Origin of the sequence: Paraburkholderia nodosa DSM 21604 (assembly GCF_000519185.1) — a bacterium.
Taxonomy (GTDB): Bacteria; Pseudomonadota; Gammaproteobacteria; order Burkholderiales; family Burkholderiaceae; genus Paraburkholderia; species Paraburkholderia nodosa.
In genome coordinates this window covers 136,752-156,607 of record NZ_JAFA01000017.1, presented here as the reverse complement: position 1 = coordinate 156,607, position 19,856 = coordinate 136,752, and the positions used below count along the sequence as shown (strand labels likewise).

At 65.4% G+C, this 19,856-nt stretch carries 15 protein-coding genes; 8 read left to right on the top strand and 7 right to left on the bottom strand.

The features are described 5' to 3' along the window. The first annotated feature begins 212 nt into the window (after positions 1 to 212). Both A3CW_RS0124335 and hmpA read left to right on the top strand, forming a co-directional pair. Positions 213 to 1,058 carry a FadR/GntR family transcriptional regulator gene (locus A3CW_RS0124335; protein ID WP_028205888.1) on the top strand — a complete coding sequence of 282 codons (846 nt, stop codon included), beginning with the start codon at positions 213 to 215 and terminating at the stop codon, positions 1,056 to 1,058. A 91-nt stretch (positions 1,059 to 1,149) separates the two neighbouring features. Further along, complete coding sequence (gene hmpA / locus A3CW_RS0124330) at positions 1,150 to 2,361, top strand: NO-inducible flavohemoprotein (RefSeq protein WP_028205887.1); 1,212 nt, start codon at positions 1,150 to 1,152, stop codon at positions 2,359 to 2,361. 57 nt (positions 2,362 to 2,418) lie between these two features. Here the strand turns inward: hmpA and A3CW_RS0124325 are convergent, their stop codons facing one another. Further along, a complete protein-coding gene (locus A3CW_RS0124325) occupies positions 2,419 to 3,399 on the bottom strand; it encodes an amidohydrolase family protein (protein WP_028205886.1) in 981 nt (326 codons plus the stop codon). Between the two features lie 101 nt (positions 3,400 to 3,500). After that, complete coding sequence (locus A3CW_RS0124320) at positions 3,501 to 4,784, bottom strand: MFS transporter (RefSeq protein ID WP_028205885.1); 1,284 nt, start codon at positions 4,782 to 4,784, stop codon at positions 3,501 to 3,503. 151 nt (positions 4,785 to 4,935) lie between these two features. Here A3CW_RS0124320 and A3CW_RS47465 point away from each other — a divergent pair, with 151 nt between their 5' ends. Next, positions 4,936 to 5,838, top strand: coding sequence for a LysR family transcriptional regulator (locus A3CW_RS47465; protein WP_051481683.1), 903 nt, complete (start codon positions 4,936 to 4,938; stop codon positions 5,836 to 5,838). Between the two features lie 25 nt (positions 5,839 to 5,863). Here A3CW_RS47465 and A3CW_RS0124310 read toward each other — a convergent pair whose 3' ends face one another. Then, a complete protein-coding gene (locus A3CW_RS0124310) occupies positions 5,864 to 6,736 on the bottom strand; it encodes a LysR family transcriptional regulator (protein ID WP_028205884.1) in 873 nt (290 codons plus the stop codon). Positions 6,737 to 6,839: 103 nt separating this feature from the next. Here A3CW_RS0124310 and A3CW_RS0124305 point away from each other — a divergent pair, with 103 nt between their 5' ends. The 5 genes from A3CW_RS0124305 to A3CW_RS0124285 all read left to right on the top strand — a co-directional run bounded on the left by A3CW_RS0124305 (position 6,840) and on the right by A3CW_RS0124285 (position 12,850). Continuing rightward, positions 6,840 to 7,733 carry an HpcH/HpaI aldolase/citrate lyase family protein gene (locus A3CW_RS0124305; protein ID WP_028205883.1) on the top strand — a complete coding sequence of 298 codons (894 nt, stop codon included), beginning with the start codon at positions 6,840 to 6,842 and terminating at the stop codon, positions 7,731 to 7,733. Beyond that, positions 7,730 to 8,932: a CaiB/BaiF CoA transferase family protein gene (locus A3CW_RS0124300; RefSeq protein WP_028205882.1), complete on the top strand. Its 1,203-nt coding sequence runs from the start codon at positions 7,730 to 7,732 to the stop codon at positions 8,930 to 8,932. The genes A3CW_RS0124305 and A3CW_RS0124300 overlap by 4 nt, the downstream gene beginning before the upstream one ends. 67 nt (positions 8,933 to 8,999) lie before the next feature. Then, the gene (locus A3CW_RS0124295) at positions 9,000 to 9,875 is read left to right on the top strand and encodes an amidohydrolase family protein (RefSeq protein WP_081771785.1); all 876 of its coding nucleotides are present in this window, start codon (positions 9,000 to 9,002) and stop codon (positions 9,873 to 9,875) included. A gap of 78 nt (positions 9,876 to 9,953) precedes the next feature. Then, positions 9,954 to 11,321, top strand: a complete 1,368-nt coding sequence (locus tag A3CW_RS0124290; protein WP_028205880.1) for a short-chain fatty acid transporter — start codon at positions 9,954 to 9,956, stop codon at positions 11,319 to 11,321. A 44-nt stretch (positions 11,322 to 11,365) separates the two neighbouring features. Beyond that, on the top strand, positions 11,366 to 12,850 hold the full coding sequence (locus A3CW_RS0124285; RefSeq protein WP_028205879.1) for an MmgE/PrpD family protein: 1,485 nt from the start codon (positions 11,366 to 11,368) through the stop codon (positions 12,848 to 12,850). A gap of 18 nt (positions 12,851 to 12,868) precedes the next feature. Here A3CW_RS0124285 and A3CW_RS0124280 read toward each other — a convergent pair whose 3' ends face one another. The 4 genes from A3CW_RS0124280 to A3CW_RS0124265 all read right to left on the bottom strand — a co-directional run bounded on the left by A3CW_RS0124280 (position 12,869) and on the right by A3CW_RS0124265 (position 19,855). Further along, positions 12,869 to 14,455: a Na+/H+ antiporter gene (locus A3CW_RS0124280; protein WP_028205878.1), complete on the bottom strand. Its 1,587-nt coding sequence runs from the start codon at positions 14,453 to 14,455 to the stop codon at positions 12,869 to 12,871. 67 nt (positions 14,456 to 14,522) lie between these two features. Further along, a complete protein-coding gene (locus A3CW_RS0124275; protein WP_028205877.1) occupies positions 14,523 to 15,428 on the bottom strand; it encodes a LysR family transcriptional regulator in 906 nt (301 codons plus the stop codon). 86 nt (positions 15,429 to 15,514) lie between these two features. Further along, complete coding sequence (locus A3CW_RS0124270) at positions 15,515 to 16,282, bottom strand: SDR family NAD(P)-dependent oxidoreductase (protein ID WP_028205876.1); 768 nt, start codon at positions 16,280 to 16,282, stop codon at positions 15,515 to 15,517. Between the two features lie 42 nt (positions 16,283 to 16,324). Beyond that, positions 16,325 to 19,855 (bottom strand): indolepyruvate ferredoxin oxidoreductase family protein, encoded by a 3,531-nt coding sequence (locus A3CW_RS0124265; RefSeq protein ID WP_028205875.1) that lies wholly within the window; start codon positions 19,853 to 19,855, stop codon positions 16,325 to 16,327. Position 19,856: the final 1 nt, after the last annotated feature.

Here is a 19,856-nt window from a genome sequence, read left to right as displayed (position 1 = left end):
CGACACACTGCAAAACCGCACCGGCGCATACGAGGCGGCCCGCGAGACGGTAAATTCTATTTATCATGATAAATAGAATGAACCCGATGCTAGGTATAATTAATTTCAGTGTCAATCCGTCAAAAACCTCGTCTGCTTCGCCGCGCCTGGTCATGAAAGCCGGCGCGGCCGGCGCGAAACAACCAAACAACCTCACGCAGGGAGTCGCGAAGATGGTCACGAACCGGGTCAGATCGGGGACCGCCGTCGAAATCAAGCAGCCCAAGCGCGGCGATCTCGTCGCCGAGGAGATCAAGCGCCTCATTACCGAAAAGGACTTGAAACCGGGCGACCGCCTGCCGCGCGAGGCCGAGTTGCAGCAGCTCTATTCGGTCAGCAAGAGCACGATCCGCGAGGCGCTCAAGTCGCTCGAGGTGCAAGGGCTCATCAAGGTGTCCACGGGGCCGAGCGGCGGCGGCATGGTGGTGGAAGTGCCGCTCGACCGCACGCTGCAGTTGCTGCAGAACTATCTGTTCTTCAAGGATGTCTCGATCGACGACATCTATACCGTGCGCCAGCAGCTCGAACCCGAACTCGCCGCAGGCGCCGTGCCGCATCTCACCGAAGCGGACTTCGCCGCGCTCGAAGCGAATATCGAATGCTGCGATGGCGCGAGCGGGCCCCACGATCGCGGCCACCTCGTGCGTCAGCGCCAGGAGGACATGACCTTTCACGACATCCTGGCGGCCGCGAATCCCAATCCGTTCCTGCGCTTCATCTGCGAGCTCATCAACGAAATGATCCGCCAGCTGATCGAGTTCAGGAACGACACGCCCATTGCGGAACACCGCCGCTTTGGCGCTTCCAACGTCAAGATTCACCGCGAGATCGTGAAGGCCGCGCGCGAGCGCGACGTCGAGCGCGTGCGCGCGCTGATGGTCGAGCACATGACGGAGGCGCCCAAGCATGTCAAGCGAATGAAAGGCAAGCTGCGCGGGCGACTGATTCTCGATTCGGAAATTCGCAAACGCGTGCGCATGATCGTGGGTACCAGCGCAGCGGACGACAAGGAGGAGTGAGCCGCTGCCATTGGACCCGGCGATCGCGGCTGTCATTGTCTAGACTGGAACGAGTATGCGCACTTCCCCACTCGTGCAAGGAGGACCGACAATGCTCACGCAGCGAACGAAGGACATCGTGAAGGCGACCGCGCCCGTGCTCGCCGACCACGGTTACGCCATCATCAAGCGTTTTTACACGCGGCTCTTCGAAGCCCACCCTGAACTGAAGAATGTGTTCAACATGGCGCATCAGGAACAGGGGCAGCAACAGCAGGCGCTCGCGCGCGCCGTCTATGCCTATGCGGAAAACATCGAAGACCCTTCGAGCCTCGCGGCCGTGCTCAAGAACATTGCAAACAAGCACGCGAGCCTCGGCGTGCTGCCCGAGCACTACCCTATCGTTGGCGAACATCTGCTAGGCGCGATCAAGGACGTGCTCGGCGACGCGGCCACCGAGGACATCATCTCCGCATGGGCGCAGGCCTACGGCAATCTCGCCGACGTGCTCATGGGCATGGAAAGCGAACTCTATGAAGGTTCCGGCGACAAGCTGGGCGGCTGGACCGGCTGGCGCAAGTTCGTCGTGCGCGAGAAGCGGCCCGAAAGCAGCATCATCACCTCATTCATACTCGAGCCGGCCGATGGCGGCCCGGTCGCGAACTTCGAGCCTGGCCAGTACATCAGCATCGGCGTGACCGTGCCGGCGCTCGGCTTGCAGCAGATCCGGCAATACAGTCTTTCCGACATGCCCAATGGCCGGACCTATCGCATTTCCGTGAAGCGCGAGGCGGGCGGCCCGCAGCCGGCCGGCTATGTTTCGAACCTGCTGCACGACCACGTGAACGTGGGCGACGAAGTGAAACTGGCCGCGCCTTATGGCAACTTCCATATCGACGTGAACGCGCATACGCCTATCGTGCTCATCAGCGGCGGCGTGGGCCTCACGCCGATGATCAGCATGCTCAAGCGTGCGCTTCAGGATCCGCAGCGCAAAGTGGTGTTCGTGCACGGCGCGCGCAATAGCGCCGTGCACGCCATGCGCGACCGTCTGCGCGAGACCGCGACCACGAACGCCAACTTCCACCTCGTGATTTTCTACAACGAGCCGCTGCCCGGCGATGTGCAAGGCCGCGATTTCGATTACGCGGGGTTCGTCGACATCGGGCAGATCAAGCAGGCGATTCTGCAACCCGACGCCGACTACTACATTTGCGGCCCGATTCCCTTCATGCGCATGCAGCACGATGCGCTAAAGAATCTCGGCGTTCACGAAGCCCGGATTCACTACGAAGTCTTCGGACCGGATCTTTTCGCGGAATAGGCTCGAACTTCAGGTCGACAGGCGCGGCCCACACGCCGCGCCTGCCGGTTCCATCGCTCAGAAACCAAACACTCTCAGCGCGTTGCTGCCGCGCACCGCGTCGCTTTGTGCTTTCGGCAGGCGCGCGGTATTGGCAAACGCACCGCGCGTGTCATGCACCTGGTGCGGCCAGTCCGTGCCGAACATGACCTGGTCCACGCCCACCACCGAGATCAGGAACTCGAGCGAGGCCGGGCTATACGTGATGCAGTCGTAATAGATGTGGCGCAGGTAGTCGATGGGCTTGCGCTTCATCTGGCGGCGCTGCGGTATTTCCACGTCGTCGCCCTTGGCGAAGCGGCCCGCGAGATACGGCAGCGCCCCACCCGCATGCGAGGCGATGATCTTGAGGTTCGGATACTGGTCGAAGAAGCCCTCGAAGATCATGCGCGTGATGGCGAGCGTCGTATCGAACATGAAGCCCACCGACCAGCTCAGGTCGAATTTCGTCATGTCCATTTGTTCGACGCCCGGGGGATCGGTGGGATGCACGAGCACCGGCAGCGAGCGCCGGTCGATCTCGGCCCAGACCGGCGCGAACATCGGGTCCGTGAGGCTGCGGCCCGCCACGTTGGCGAGCACCATGACGCCGCTCGCGCCGTTGGCGCAGGCGCGCTCCAGTTCCTGCACCGCGCGTTGCGGATACTCCCACGGCAGCGAAGCGAACCAGCGGATACGCTCGGGGTGCGCGGCCTGGCCCTCGGCAATCGTGTCGTTGGTCTCGCGCGCGGCCTGGCAGCTCGTTTCCTCGTCGCCCCAGAATACGTTCGGGCACGTCAGCGAAACGACCGAGACGTCGATGCCCGCTTCGTTCATGTGCTCGATGCGCAGGTCGAAATCGAAATGGCCCTTCTGCGGAATCACGACCGGCGTATTGCCGCGAAACACTTCCTGCTGCCCGTCGGGCCGCGTTTGAATGTTGTAGGCGCCGCCGCGCTGCTTGAGCAGTTCGAGCCACTTGTGCGTGAAGATATGGGTATGGACGTCGATGACGGGCATGCTGGTGTCTCCTGTTCGAGATTTGTCGATGGAATGGCCAACGCTTCGTCATCCTTATCGTGTGAATCGAAGCGTCGGCGTGCGAGGTTGCGCCGCTCCGCTCAAATGGACGAAGGCGCGGAAAGGTCGTTCAAATGCGGTTCGTCACGCTTGAGCATGAGTGCGCCAACGAGACCCAGCGCGAAGAACACCGCGCAGAAGTGGGCAGGCGCCATGTTGTTGCCCGTGGTATGCAGCAGCCACGTCAGCACGAACGGCGAGAACCCGCCGAAAATCGCCGCGCCGATGTTGTACGAAATCGCCAGACCCGTGGAGCGCACTTCGGTGGGAAACAGCGTGGCGAGCGCCGTGGGAATCGGACTGTTCGAAGCACCGATCAGCAACGCGAACAGCAGTTCGACCGTCATGATCGACACGATGGAAGGCGCGCTCACGATCCAGTAATAGGCCGGATACAGCACGACAAGAAAGACGATGAGCGAGCAGCAGATCATGCGGTTGCCGCCCACGCGGTCCGCCAGATGGCCAAAGAACGGAATCGTGACCACGCGCAGCAGCACGCTGGCGAGCAGCACGGTAAAGGGCAGCGTCACCGGCATGTGCAGGTTCTGCACCGAATAAATCGGCAGGTAGGTGATGATCACGTACGCCATGACATTGAGCGCGGCGCTCAGCGCCGTCGCCACGAAAAGCTCGCGCGGGTATTGCGACACCACGCGGCTGAACGGCGCCTTCACGCGTTTGTCGATCTGCTCGAACGCTTCGGTCTCGGGCAGACTGCGGCGGATATAGAAGCCCACCGGACCAATGAGCAGACCAAAGAGGAAAGGAATGCGCCATGCCCAGGATTCGAGCGCGTGCGGCGTGAAGAGGTGCGTGAGCGCGCTGCCCATTGCCACGGCCAGCAGCGCACCCAGCGCCTGGGCGAACATTTGCCAGCTGCCGTAGAGATTGCGCCGCCCTTTGGGCGCGTACTCGATCAGCATGGCCGTGGCCGTGCCGAACTCGCCGCCCGCCGAAATACCCTGCAGCAGGCGGGCACACAAGACGATTGCGGGCGCAACGAGTCCTATCTGCTGGAAACCGGGCGTAAAGGCCACCATCGCGGCCGCCAGCGTCATCAAGGCGATGACGAGCGTGAGGCCCGCCTTGCGGCCCTTGCGGTCGGCGTACATGCCGAGCAGCACGCCGCCGAGCGGCCGCACCACAAAGCCCGCGCCGAAAGTGGCCGTGGTCAGCATGAGCGCCGCGTATTCGCTGTCGCCGGGAAAGAACTGCTTCGCGATGATGATAGATAGAAACCCGAATACGACGAAGTCGTACCACTCCAGCACGTTTCCGAGCGTCGACGCCACGGCGCCGCGCCAGCGAATGCGCGTATCCATTGCTCTCACGACTGTCTCCTGCGGCCGGCTCGCGGCTGGCCTGCTTTTATCGGATCGTTATCGGCTTCACTCGAATCTGCCGCAATGCAATGTAAGGCACTATAGTCATGAAGACAATCGAACAAAATCAATGGCTCCATAAAGTTACTTTATGCAACCGACTATCAAACAACTGCGGGCGTTCGCGCTCGTCTGCCGCTTCGGCGTGCTCACGCGTGCCGCCGACGAGATGTTCATCACGCAGCCCGCGGTGAGCGTACTGATCCGGCAGATGGAGGAAGCGCTCGGCATGCGCCTGTTCGACCGCACGTCGCGCTCGCTGCGGCCCACGGTGGCGGCGCGCGAAATCCTGCCTACCGTCGAGCGCATGTTGCGCGACCTCGAATCGATCCAGTCGAGCGTGAAGGAGCTGGCCGGGCGCGAGCGCGGGCAGTTGCGTTTCGCCGCCACGCCTTCCATCGCGGCGGCCATCGTGCCGCGGCTCGTGGCCGAATATCGCGCGCTGTATCCGAACATCGAAGTGTCGATCGACGACGCCGCGCCCGACCGGCTCACGGCGTCCACGCTGACCGGCGACGTGGAATTCAGCATCGGCACGATCAGCGACAAACCCGAAGGCATTACGCTGCAATGCCTCGCGCGTGACAGGCTCTGCGCGATCTGCCGCAAGGATTCGCCGCTCGCGAAAAAGCGCCGCGTAACGTGGGCCGATGCGCTCGGCTACCCGTGGATCGGCGTGAAGCCGGGCAGCGGCATTCGCGGCCTGATCGACGAGACGCTCTTCGCGTTAGGTGAGCGCAAGACCATTGAATATGAGGTGTCCTATATGACAACGGGACTCTCCATGACGGAGGCGGGGCTTGGCATTGCGATCTTTCCGGGCATGCTGCTCGGCGCGTTTCCGCACCGCGATCTCGTCGCGCGCAAGCTCGAAGCACCCGTCGTTACGCGCGACGTCAATCTGATCCGGCGCGCCGAGCATTCGCTTTCGCCCGCGGCGGAGTCGTTCATCGAGCTTTGGTACAAGCGGATCGGCAAGCCAGCGGGCGCTTGAAGCGGGCGACCGTATCACCCCTTTTTCACCTGCGCAGCGCCTCGCCAGAACATTCGATCATCCCCCGTATCACGCGGCTGCGCGCGGAAGCGCGCGACCACAGAATGCCGAAACGACGCGGCTCCGTTTCCTCGGGCAGTGGCAGGCGTGCGAGCCGCAAGCCCTTCGTAAGCGGCGTGCCGATATCAGGCACGAGCGAGACGCCAAGGCCGCGATCCACCATCAGCGCAATCGCCATCAGCGAGTTCAGTTCGAACAGCTCGCGCGGTGCGATCTTCGCGCGGCGCAAATACTGGTCGGCCTGCTTGCCGCCGCCCAGCGCGCGGTCGTACCGAATGAACGGCTCACGGCGCAGCAGGTCGTGCGGATCGGCGCGCGCAAACTTTGCAGGCGCGAGCACGACGATGGGCTCCTCGCGCAACAGGTGCCAGTCGTACGTTTTCGGCAGCGCGAAGGCGGGATGCAGGCAAATGGCCACGTCCACCTCGCCGCGCTGCAAGGCCTCGAAGAGTTCCGTCGAGGTGCCTGCGCGTATCAGCAGCTTGACCTGCGGGAAAGCGGCGGCGAAGCGCGCCAGCACATCGGGCAGCACGCTCAGCAGCGCCGACGTGATGGTCCCCACGCGCAGCTCGCCGCCCATTTCCTGTTCCTGCGCCAGCGCTTTCAACTCGTCGAAACCGCGCACGAGCGAGCGGGCGCGTTCCACCACGCGCTGGCCAGCCTCCGTGGGAATGACCGTGCGCCCCGCGCGCATGACGAGCGCCACGCCCAGCTCGCGCTCCAGCGCCTGGATTTGCTGCGCGATCGCGGCGGGCGTCACGCCCACGCGCCGCGCGGCCTCCGCCATCGAGCCGCTGTCCACGACCAGCAGCAGGTTGCTCACGAACCCGGTGTCCATAAACGTAGTTTCTCTATGGTTTAAAGATAGATTCGCATAGTTTATCTAAATCGTTGCCGATCGTAGACTGCCCTTCAGTGGTGATCTATATGGAACGCATGGAATGAGAAGCAAGTTGTTCGTACCGGCATCTCGCCCGGAGCTGTTCGAAAAGGCGCTCGGCAGCGCCGCGGACGCGTTGTCGTTCGACCTGGAAGACTCGGTTGCCCCTGCGCGTAAACCCGAAGCGCGCGAGGCGCTGCGCACGCTGCTGGTGTCGGCCGCCGTGCGCGAACGCGGCAAGGTGCTGATCGTGCGCGTGAACGCGCTCGACACGCCGTGGTTCGCCGACGATATCGCCGCCGTGGTTCAACCCGGCCTCGATTACGTGAATCTGCCGAAACCCGAATCCGCCGACGACGTGCGCGCCGCCGCTGCCGCGATCGAGCGCGCGGAGCGCGCCAATGGCGTAAGCCGCCCCGTGAAGCTGCTGCTCAACGTCGAGTCGCCGCGCGCGCTGCGTGAAGCGGCAACGCTCGCCGCCGCGCATGCCCGCGTCGCGGGCCTCCAACTAGGTCTTGGCGACCTGTTCGAGCCGCTCGGCATCGCCCGGCGCGACCCGGCGGCCATTCAGCAAGCCATGTTCAGCCTGCGGCTCGCGGCCGGCGAAGCGGGCGTATTCGCGTACGATTCGGCTTTCGCCAATATCAAGGATGCCGAAGGGTTTCGCGCGGAAGCCGAACTGGCCCGGGCGCTAGGCTTTCTTGGCAAGAGTTGCATTCACCCGAGCCAGATCGCCCTCGCGAACGACGTGTTCCGCCCCTCCGACGAAGAAATCGCCCACGCGCTGCGCGTGGTGGAAGCCGCGCGCAACGCCGAACGCGACGGCGTGGGCGCCTATGTCGTAGACGGCAAGATGATCGACGCGCCGTTCGTCGAGCGCGCCCGCGCGCTCGTGGCTAGCGCCGAGCGGCTTGGACTCGTTGCGTCCGCAACGTCGAGCGAGGTGCGCCAATGAACCGGCCTCCCGAAGCGAATGCAGCGCCGCGCGGCCCGCTCGCGGGCGTGCGCGTACTCGACCTGAGCGCCTATATCGCGGGCCCGTATGGCTGCACGCTGCTCGCCGATCAGGGCGCGGACGTCATCAAGATCGAGCCGCCCACAGGCGACAACCTGCGCAAGTACCCTTCCACGCTCCAAGCCGAAAGCCGCGCCTTTCTCGGCGTCAACCGCGGCAAGCGCGGGCTCGTACTCGACCTGAAGCAACCCTGCGCACAGGAGGTGTTGCTGCGTCTCGTCAAACAGGCCGACGTGCTCGTGCACAACTTTCGGCCCGGCGTGCCCGCACGGCTCGGTATTGCCTGGGAACAGCTGCGCGAGGTGAACCCGCGGCTCATCTACTGCGCGGTCACCGGCTACGGCGACCAGGGCCCGAACAAGGACAAGGCCGGCTACGACCAGGTGCTGCAGACCATGACGGGCATGTGCGCGCTGCAGGGCAAGGAAGGCGGGCCGCCCGAGATTCTCTATGGCTCGGTGGTCGACTACTACGCCGCCGCGCTCGTCGCAGCGGGGGTATCCTCCGCGCTGTTCGAGCGCGAGCGCAGCGGCGCGGGCCAGTACGTGGGCGTCTCGCTGCTGCGCAGCGCGCTCACCATGCAATCGGCGCGCATGATCTGGGCCGACGACGAACCGAAGGACGTTGGCCGCGACATGCGCTCGGGCGGCATCACCGGCATTCATCCCACGCGCGAAGGCTGGCTCTACATCTCCGCAAACACGCCGCATTTCTGGCAGGCGCTCTGCGAAAAAACCGGGCTCGCTGCACTCGCGCAGAACGAGCGTTACGATTCGGTGCGCAAACGTGCGGAGCATCGCGACGAGATCGTGCCGCAATTGCACGCCGCGTTGCAGGCTCGCAGCGCGCTCGAATGGGAAGCGCATTTTGGCGAGGCGGTGCCCTGCGCGGCCGCGCGTACGGTCGAAGACATGTTCGACGATCCACAGGTGCTCGAGGAGGAGATGGTCACGCGCTACGACTACCCCGGCGTGGGCGCGTATCGCGGCTTTCGCGAGCCGATTCGGTTCGGCGCGACGCCTGCACCGGACCCGATCGCTGCGCCCGCCTTTGGCGAGCATTCCGATGCGGTGCTGCGCGAGGCCGGCTGGAGGGATGCGGATATCGAACGATTGAGAAACGAGCACGCCGTGCTCTGAACACAAAAGGCTGCATCCGCGCGCATCCATGCCAAATGGCGCGCGCGGCAAACAAGGAGACAACGCGATGGACCGTGAGCAGCATGTCCATACCCTCGACGCCCCCAAGGCGGCCATACAGGCGCCTGCCTTCGCGTGCGATTCGCACATCCACATCTACGATCGCCGCTTCGAGGCCTCGCCCGGCAACGGTGCGCACATCGTCGATCGCGCGACGGTCGGGGACTATCGACGCGTTCAGGAACGCACCGGCACGCAGCGCACCGTCATCGTCACGCCGCGCCCCTATGGCACTGACAACTGCGTGACGCTCGACGCGATCCGCCAGCTGGGCATCGACAACGCCCGCGGCGTAGCCGTCCTGCGCCCCGAGGTGAGCGACGCCGAACTCGACATGCTCGATCGCGGCGGCATACGCGGCATCCGCTTCACGTTGTACACGCCGCATCAAGCGGTCGTGACCTTCGACATGGTCGAGCCGCTTGCGCGTCGCATAGCGGAACTCGGCTGGCACGTGCAACTGCACTGGACCGCCGACCAGATCGTCGAGCACGAAACCTTGCTCACCCGGCTACCCTGCAAGATGGTGTTCGACCATCTCGCGCGCCTGCCCTTGCCCGCGGGCACCTCGCATCCCGCGTATGGCGTGGTGCGCCGCCTCGCGGCTTCGGGGCGCGTGTGGGTCAAACTCTCGGGCGCCTACCTCGATTCGCAGGTGGGCCTCGCGGGCGGTTATGCCGACCTCGCCGAGACCGCGCGCGCATGGGCCGCACTGCTGCCGGAGCGCACCGTGTGGGGCAGCGACTGGCCGCACGTGACGGAGACGCACAAGCCCGACACCGCCGCGATCTTCGATCTGCTCGCCACGTGGGTCGAGGACGAAGCGGCACGCAAGCGGATTCTCGTCGACAACCCCGCCGAACTCTACGGCTTCGCCCGATGAACTAGCGCCGCCGGGCCCCCGATATAAACAGCCGCGCGCCAGGTACGCGCGGCCACTTTCAGCACCAGGAGACGATACGTGAAGTCCACCGCCACCGCCGCACCCGTACGCAAGACACGCTTTACCGACGCGACGATCAGCCTGTTCGAGCGCACCATTCCCGACCCGTTCGTGCTCGCGATTCTGATCACCGCGGTCGTGGCCGCGCTCTCGGCAATGTTCGCCCCGCATGCGACGCTCAACACGCTCGTGGTCGGGTGGTACAAGGGATTCTTCAATATCCTCACGTTCGCCTTCCAGATCACGCTCGTCCTCGTCACGGGCCATGCGTTCGCTCACGCCGCGCCCGTGCAGCGCGTGTTCAAGGCCCTCGTGGGCATTGCCCGCACGCCGGTACAGGCCGCCGCGCTCACCTTCATGCTCGTGGCCGTGGCCTCGTTCTTCAACTGGGGCCTCGGCCTCGTGGTGAGCGCGCTGCTCGCGCGCGAAGTGGCCAAGCGCATGCGCGTGGACTTCGCATGGATCGTCGCGGCAGGCTTTTCGGGCTGGGTGGTGTGGGCGAGCGGCATTTCCAGCTCCATCGCGCTCGCACAATCCACGCCGGGCAGCGCGATGAACGTCGTGCAAAAGCTCACGGGAGAAGTGCTGCCGTTCAACGACACCGTGTTCACGGCGTTCAACCTCGTGCCCGTGGTCGTGATGCTCATCGCCACGCCCATCGTGCTCGCGCTCCTCAAGCCGCGCGATGAAGACGCCGTCGTGCTCGACATCGAAAAGAACCCCGACCCGGAACCGCGCAAACGCCCCGAAGGCAAACTGAGCTTCGCGAAGTGGCTCGAATACTCGTGGATCGGCAGCGCGTTCATTGGCCTCGTGGGCGTGACGTTCCTCGTGCTCGCGCACATCGAGCACATCGAAGCGTTTTCCGGCGTGAACGCCGTGATCTTCGTGATGTTCATCGCGGGCGTGATCCTGCACGGCTACCCGCTTGCTTACGCGGATGCGGTCAAGAACGCCGCCAAACAAACCGGCTCGATGATGCTGCAATACCCGCTCTATGGCGGCGTGATGGGCATGATGGATGCCACGGGCCTGCCCAACGTGATTTCGCACTTCTTCATCGCGATCTCGAACACGCACACGCTGCCGTTCTGGAGCTATGTGTGCTCGCTCATCGTCACGTTCTTCATTCCGAGCGGCGGCGGCCACTGGGCCGTGCAGGGCCCGTTCGTCGTGCCCGCGGCGATCGCGCTGCATGCTTCGATGCCTGCAACCACCATGGCCGTCGCCATGGGCGAGCAGGTCTCCAACATGATGCAGCCGTTCTGGGCCGCACCCGTAGTCGCGATGGCGGGCATTGGCGTGCAGCGCGTGCTCGGCTTCACGGTCATGACGTTCCTGCTCGGCACCGTGGTCTTCGGCGCGGCGCTGCTGCTGCTCGTTTGATCCGCATGCTTCCCTGAAACCAACAAAGAACAAGGAGACACCGCATGCAACGGCGTGCATTCATGGCGTCGCTCACGGCGCTCGCCGCGGGCGCGGGCACATTCGGCGGCATCGGCGCGGCGCGCGCGCAAAACGTCGCGTCCGCATCGGCTTCGCCCACCATCGCACAGCGGCTTGCGGCATACGCCGCCGCGCTGAACTACGACGATCTCGACGCCGGTACGATCGAAGCAGTCAAGACCCACACCGCCGACGCGCTGGGCTGCGGCATCGCCGCGCTCGGCGAGAAACCCGTGGGCATCGCGCGCCAGGTTGCGCTCAACTACGCGAGCGGCGACGGCCGCGGCGCGACGGTGCTCGGCACGCCGCGGCGCACGTCGCCCGACCTCGCGACCTTCGCGAACGGTGCGGCCATCCGCTACTACGACCTCAACGACGTCTACGCGGGCAAGGAAATCGGCCACCCGAGCGACAACATCGCGGCGTGTCTCGCGCAGGGCGAGGCCGAAGGCGCGAATGGCCGCGACCTGATAGTCGCGATCGCCCTCGCCTACGAAATCGATTGCCGCCTCATGGACGCCGCTTCGATCAGCTCGCGCGGCTGGGATCACCCCATCTTTAGCCTGCCGGCGGCCGCGCTTGCGGCGGGCAAGCTCATGAAGCTCGACGAGCGGCAACTGGCCGAAGCAGTCAACATCGCGCTCAACGGCCATCTCGCGCTGAACCAGACGCGCGTGCAGACCATGTCGAACTGGAAGGGGCTCGCCGATGCCGACGCCGCGCGCAACGCCGTGTTCTCGGCCGCCCTCGCGCGCGATGGACTCACGGGTCCCGCGCCGATCTTCGAGGGCAATGCGGGGCTGTTCAAGCAGGTATCCGGCGCATTCAGCATCGACACGGCGAGTTTCGGCGGCAAAGGCCGGCCGTTTCGCATCAACGACTGTGCCGTGAAGTTCTACCCTGCGCAGGCGCTCACGCAGACGGCCATTGCCGCCGCCATCGACGTGGCGAAACAGGTGGGCGACCTCAACCGTATCGTCAGCATGGAGATTCGCACCTCGCACGAAGGGTATTTCTCGGCTGGCATGGACCCGCAGAAATGGGCCCCGGAAACGAGCGAGACCGCCGATCACAGCCTGCCCTACGTGACCGCGCGCGCCATGTTCGACGGCGATATCAGCCTGGCGAGCTATCGCCCCGAAGCGCTGCACGACCCGAAGATCCGCGCGTTCATGCAAAAGATCAAGGTTGTAGAGGATTCCGAGCTGACCCGGCTCTATCCGAAATATTACGCGACCATCGTGAGCGCCACGCTCACGGACGGACAAACCGTGTCGAAGCGCGTGGACGATATCCCAGGCTTCGCCACGCGGCCGATGCAACGCGGCGATTTTGAGGTGAAGTTCCGCAAGAATGCCGCGCCCGTGATCGGCAAGGCCCGCGCAGACGATGCCCTTGGCTTTCTCTGGAGTCTCGACCAGCAGCGCGACCTCTCGCACCTGTTTGCGCCACTCGTCGTGCATGCCTGAGGAGCGCGAGGGGAAGTATCAGCCCCTCCCGTGGCGCGCCGAAAGCTCCTCCAGATCGAGATCGCGTTCGAGCACGCGCAATAGTTCGTCGTGGATCAGGCCGGCGCGGTGCAGCTTCAACAGCTCCGCGCGTCCGGCTTCCACGGCGGCTAGCACGACATCGTAGTGCGAGGCGCGCATTTCCTGCGGATAGCTCTCGGCGTTTGCAAAATTGCGCGTCAGGTTCGCGCGATACGTGTATTGCTCCAGCAGCCGCGGGTGGATCACGCTGCCGTCCGGCCCGTGGACGAGCGGCGTGATCGCCGCCAGCTGTGCAGCTTCGAGGCGGGCCCACGCCTGCGGCTCGTTGAGATAGGGTTCCTCACCTTCCAGATCGTTCGCAGGTCTGACTAGTTTGATGAGCGGCCCGATGGTCGTGCCTTGTAGCAGCACTGTGAAAAGAATGACGGCAAACGCGGCGAAGAGGATGAGGTCGCGGCCCGGCATCGCCTCCGGCAGCGCAAGCGCAATGGCCAGCGTGACCACGCCGCGCATGCCGGCCCAGCTAACCACCGTCGCACCGCGAAAGTCCGGCGCGCTCACGCGGCGCGGCACGATCCGGTGCAGCGCCGTCCTCACGATCTCGATTCCATACGTCCACACGCAGCGCGATACGACCACGGCGAGCACCACGGCCATCGCAGCGGGACCGAGCAGCGCGACGGCATTGCCCGCCCCACCCAGGCGCAGCATGACCCCGCGCAGCGAGAGGCCGATCAGCACGAACACCAGCGCCTCGAGCACGAAGACCATGACCTGCCAGAACGCGGTGCCGCGGCTGCGCACCGTGGCCGAGAAGACTTCGTGCTGATGCCAGCCTAGCTGCATGCCGCACGTGACCGTGGCGATCACGCTCGAAACGCCCAGCATGTCCCCCGCGATATAGGCAATCCAGCCTGCGAGCACGGAGGCGGTGATGATCAGATACTCGTCTTCGAGCTGACGCAGCAGGCAGACCACGACATAGCCCACGACCGCGCCGACGACAATGCCGCCAAGCGCGAGCCCGACGAAACTGAGCGCCGCATTCGGCTCGCTGAATGCGCCCGTCAATGCGGCAGCGACGGCGAAGCGAAACAGCACGAGACCGGCGGCGTCGTTGAGCAGGCTCTCGCCTTCGAGCAGCACCATCAGGCGGCGCGGCAGCGCGAGCCGTTCGAGCACGGCTTTCGCGGCGACCGCATCGGGCGGCGATACCACCGCGCCCAGTGCGAAACACGCGGCCCACGGCAGCGACGGAACGGCCCAATGCGCGACCACGCCCACCGCCCACGTCGTGAATGCAACCGCGCCAATGGCGAAGAGCAGGATGGGTGCGAGGTGACGCTTGAAGTCGGACCAGACGAAGAAATAAGCGCCGTCCATCAGCAAGGGCGGCAGAAACACGATGAGAACGAGGTCCGGGTCGATCACGACAGGCGGCAGGCCGGGCGCAAAGGCCATGGCGGCGCCGCCTACCAGCAGCGCGGCAGCGGGCGGCAGGCGCAGGCGTTTGGCGAGCAGCTCGAGCGCGATGATGGCGATGAGCGAAAGGAGCACGAGCTTGAACGCCGACACGGCCGACATGACGCTTCCTTTTTTTTACCCAGTGCGGATATCGAGGGAATTCGAATTGGGGGGCGCGGCCGCCCCCTCAATTCCCGCAAGCATGAATTAAAAACTGCTGCATCGCTCTCGCAGGATCGCTGAGCACCGCCCCAGGATGCCACAACATGCCCGCTTCCATCTGCGGAATGGCATCCTCGATGGCGCAAGCGTCGATGCGCTTGCCCTCCAGCGACCACGGCCTGAATACCATATCCGAGAGAATCGTCACGCCAAAACCATGCGCCACGAGCCCGCGCAGCGCCTCCATCGAACTCGTGCGAAACGCGATATTCGGCGCAACGCGGCGCTTTTTCCAGTAGCGCAGCGTCGAGGCCTCGCCCTCGTCCACCGTGAGCTGGATATAGGGGTAACGCGCGATGTCGCGCAGCGTGACGGTGCCCATCTGCGCGAGCGGATGCGTCGGCGCGGCCCACAATTGCCGTCGCGAACGCATCAACACATGGTGGCCGAAGCGTGCGCGCCGCTCCACGTTGGAAAGCAACGCCACGCCAAGATCCACCTCGCCCGCGAGCACCGCCCCCTCGATGGCTGGCCGGTCCAGATCGTGCAGATCGATCTCGATCTCGGGATAGGTCGCACGAAAGCGCGCGAGCAGCTCCGGCAGGAAATAGCCGAGCAGCGTATAGGAAGCGGCCATGCGCACCGTACCGCGCAGGCTGTGCGCGCGAAACGGGGCCTTGTGCAGCGCGTCGCGCACCGACTCCAGCACGTGGCGCGCGTGATTGAGGAAGTCCTGCCCGTCTGGCGTCAGTTCCACGCCCTGGGGCAAGCGCACGAAGAGCCGCGTGCCGAGCGCCTCCTCGAGCGCGAGCACCGCATTGGTGATCGCCGACTGCGAGACATGTTCGGCCGCCGCCGCCATCGAAAACTGCCCGTTCTGCGCCGCCGCCACGAAGTAGCGGAACTGCCGCAAAGTCACGTCCTTGGCCATGTGCTTTTCGAATATCGTGAGTCGATGGTTCCGATTCTACGATACGCGGTCTTAAACGTGCCCGCGGCGGGCGGCCTCACCCAAAATCAGCGCGGCGCCATGCGCAACGCGCCGTCGAGCCGGATCACCTCGCCGTTCAAATAGCGGTTGCCGACGATATGCTCGACGAGCGCCGCGAACTCCGCGGGCTGGCCGAGACGCTGCGGAAACGGCACGCCCGCGCCAAGCGCCTGCTGCACTTCGGCGGGCATGGCGAGCAGCATCGGCGTTTCGAAGATACCTGGCGCGACGGTCACCACGCGAATGCCGTTGCGCGCCAGTTCGCGCGCCGCCGGTAACGTGAGCGAAACGACGCCGCCCTTCGAAGCCGCATAGGCCGACTGCCCGATCTGGCCATCGTACGCGGCCACCGAGGCTGTATTGACGATCACGCCGCGCTCGCCGCCGGCGTCGGGCGCATTGTTCGCCATCGCCACGGCGGCGAGGCGCATCACGTTGAAAGTGCCGATGAGGTTGACGCTCACGACCTTGGCGAACAGATCGAGCGAATGCGCCCCCTCTTTTCCGACGATGCGCTGTGCCGGTGCGATCCCTGCGCAGTTGACCACGCCATGCAGCGCACCGAAGCGCTGCGTGACGAGGGCGAGCGCCGCCTCGACGCTTGCCGCCAGCGTCACATCCACCTCGACCCCCAGTGCATGCTCGCCGCCGAGCGCCGCCTCGTCACGCGCACGGGCCACGTCGATATCGCCGAACACAACATTCGCGCCGCGTTCGAGCAGATGCCGGCCTACCGCCGCGCCGAGTCCCGACCCACCGCCCGTGATGAAAAACGTCTTGTCTTGCACAACCATTTGAGTCTTCTCCGGTAGTTTTCCGTTAGTTATCCGATCTTTTCAAACCATCTCGCCTGCGATTTCCGCGCGATACCGCTCGCGCACGCCGCGCGAACGCTCGTAATTGCGCTCCTTGACGATACCGAAGCCTCGCACCGCACCCGGCACGCCGAGCAGGCCGACGGCTGCCGCAAGCGTCTGCTGCGTAAGCCTGCCGAGCACGAGGCGTACGTCGTCTTCGAATTCGCCGATCATCGCGCGCTCGATCACGCGGTCGCGCTGCCGTGCGAACGGATCGAGCGGCGTGCCGCGCAGCGCCTTGCCGTGCTTGAGCACGCGCAGCAACGGCTCGGCCCACACGCCGCGCAGCGCGATCTTGTTGCGGCGTCCCGTTTGCGTATCGCGGCGTGTGACGAGCGGCGGCGCCATGTGGAAAGTCTTCTTGCCCGCCGTGCCATCGAACAAACCGGACAGGTACGCGCCGAAGCCACCATCGGTGTGCAGGCGCGCAACTTCGTACTCGTCCTTGTAGGCCAGCACCTTGAAGTAATGGCGCGCTGCCGCTTGCGCGAGCGCGCCGCTCGCCCCTTCGATTCCGCGCTCCGCCTGCGCGACGGTTTCGACCAGCGCGCGATAGCGCTTCGCATAGGCGGCGTTCTGGTACTGCGTGAGATCGCGCTCGCGCTCGGCCATGAAGCGCGCGAGATCGAACGGCGTGTCCGCGGCCGCAACCTCCGCACCCGTCACGCGTTCGAGCGCGCGAGCGTCCTGCGCAATCAAACGTCCCCACAGGAACGCGCGTTCGTTCATCTTCACGGCCGCGCCATTGAGACCGATTGTGCGCAGGATCGATGCTTCGGAAAGGGGCACGAGGCCCGACTGATACGCGTAGCCGACCATCATCATGTTCGAGGCGATGGCGTCGCCGAAAATCGCTTCCGCAGCCGCCGTGCAATCCCAGAACACCGCGCCGTCCGCGCCCATCGCGCTCTCTATCGCCGCCTGATGGACGGCCTTGCTCACGGGCAGATCGCCGTCGCGCACGAAGTCGGCGGTCGCGTTGATGCGTTCGTTCACGATCGCGCGTGCGCCGCTGGCCGGCAGGCGCGAGAGCGCGCCCGACGATGCCGCTACTACGGCGTCGCAGCCCAGCAGCACGTTGGCCGCGTGCGCGCCGATGCGCGAGGTGGTGATGAGCCCGCGGCTCTGCGCGATCTGCACGTGGCTCAACACCGCGCCGTTCTTCTGCGCGAGGCCGGTAAAGTCGAGCGTCGAGGCGCCGCGCCCTTCGAGGTGCGCGGCCATGGCGAGGATCGCGCCGATCGTCACGACGCCCGTGCCGCCCACACCCGTCACGACCATACGCAGATGTTGCTCGAGCGCCTGCGGCACGCGCGCGGGCGGCGCGAGCGTGGCGCGCAGTTCGGCTTCGATACGCTGAATGCGCGCGGCGTCCGGGCGCTTCGGCTCCATGCCCTCCACCGTCACGAAGCTCGGGCAAAAGCCCTTCACGCACGAGGTGTCCTTGTTGCAGCTCGATTGATTGATGGCCCGCTTGCGGCCCAGCTCCGTTTCGAGCGGCTCGATCGCAATGCAGTTCGACTGCACGGAACAGTCGCCGCAGCCCTCGCACACGGCCGGATTGATCACCACACGCGTGGGCGGATCGATCAGCTTGCCGCGCTTGCGGCGGCGGCGCTTTTCGGCGGCGCAGGTCTGGTCGTAGACGATCACCGAAACGCCCTTTTGCTCGCGCAGGCGGCGTTGCAGCGCGTCGAGCGCGTCGCGGTGCAACAGCGTCACGCCCGCAGGCAACACCAGCGAGCCCCCGTACTGCTCGGGCCGGTCGGTGACCACGACGACTTCGCTCACGCCCTCGGCCTGGACCTGCGCGACCACGCGATGCACGGTCAGGCCGCCCTCGGTGGGCTGGCCACCGGTCATCGCCACCGCGTCGTTGAAGAGAATCTTGTAAGTGACGTTCGCGCGCGCCGCCACGGCCTGGCGGATCGCCAGGCTGCCCGAGTGCTGATAGGTGCCGTCGCCGAGATTCACGAACAGATGCGGCATGTCCGTGAAGGTCGACATGCCGACCCACTGCACGCCTTCGCCGCCCATCTGGCAAAACGTCGCCGTGTTGCCCGCCTCGCCGAGCGCCATGATGTGGCAGCCGATGCCGGCCGCGGCATGCGAGCCTTCGGGCAGACGCGTCGACGTATTGTGCGGGCAGCCCGCGCAGAAGAACGGCTTGCGCGTGAGCGGTTCGCCTTGCGGCACCTGCGCGAGCGCGATCACGCGCTGTGCGCCCAGACGCGACTGGGTTACACCCGTAGCGACAAGCGGCACATCGATCTCGACGTGCCGGAAAAACCGCTGCAGCGCGTGCGCAAGCTGCTCGGGCGCGAACTCCATCGCGGCGGAAAGCAGCGGCTCGCGCTCGCCAAGCGTCTTGCCGTGCACGGACGGCCGCTCGTCGGCACGCACGTTGAAGAGCGCTTCCTTGATCTGCCGCTCCACGAACGAGCGCTTTTCCTCCACGACGAAAAGCGCCTGCATGCCGCGCGCAAACGCCTTGAGCCCTTCCGTTTCGAGCGGCCAGATCATGCCGACCTTATAAAGCCCGATACCGAGTTGTTCGAGGCGCTCGGGCGTGAGGCCCAGCGCCTCGAACGCGGCCAGCACGTCCGCATGCGCCTTGCCCACCGTGACGATGCCCACGCGCGCCTGTGCGGGCCGCAGCAACGCGCGGTCGAGCGGATTCGCGCGCATGAAGGCAAGCGCGGCGGGCAGGCGCTCTTCGAGCACGCGGCGCTCCAGTTCGGCGCGCTCCGCCGGCCAGCGCAGTTGCGGGTCGTAATTGAAGCCGCGCTGCGCCGGCATCGCGATGTCTTCGGGCAAACGCAACGGCGCGCTGCGGCCCACGCGCATCGAGCGGCCGCTTTCCACCGTCTCCGTAATCGCCTTGAAGCCGACCCACAGTCCGCTGAAACGCGAAAGCGCATAGCCCGTGAGCCCGTACTCGATGTACTCCGCAACCGACGCCGGAAAGAGAATCGGCATCATCGCGCCTTCGAATACGTGGTCCGTCTGGTGCGGAAACATCGACGACTGCGCCGCGTGGTCGTCGCCGGCCACCGCCAGCACGCCGCCGTGCCGCGCGGTGCCGAGCATGTTCGCGTTGCGGAATACGTCGCCGGTACGGTCCACGCCCGGCCCCTTGCCGTACCACATCGAGTACACGCCTTCGACACGTTTGCCGGGAAACGCGTCGAGTTGCTGCGCGCCCCACAGCATGGTCGCGCCGAGGTCTTCGTTCAGGCCCGGCTCGAAGCGCACGTCGAAGTCCGCGAGCAGCGCCTTCTGGCGCCACAGTTCCTGATCGAATCCGCCGAGCGGCGAGCCGCGATAGCCGGAGACGAGACCCGCCGTTTTCAGCCCGGCAAGCCGGTCCGCGCGCGCCTGTTCGATCAGGATGCGCACGAGCGCCTGGGTGCCGGTGAGAAAGACCGCGCCGTCCTCGCGCAGGTAGCGGTCTTCGAGGCGATAGTCCGTATCGATCTGGCGGTCGGTCTCGACGGCTCGCATGTTCATG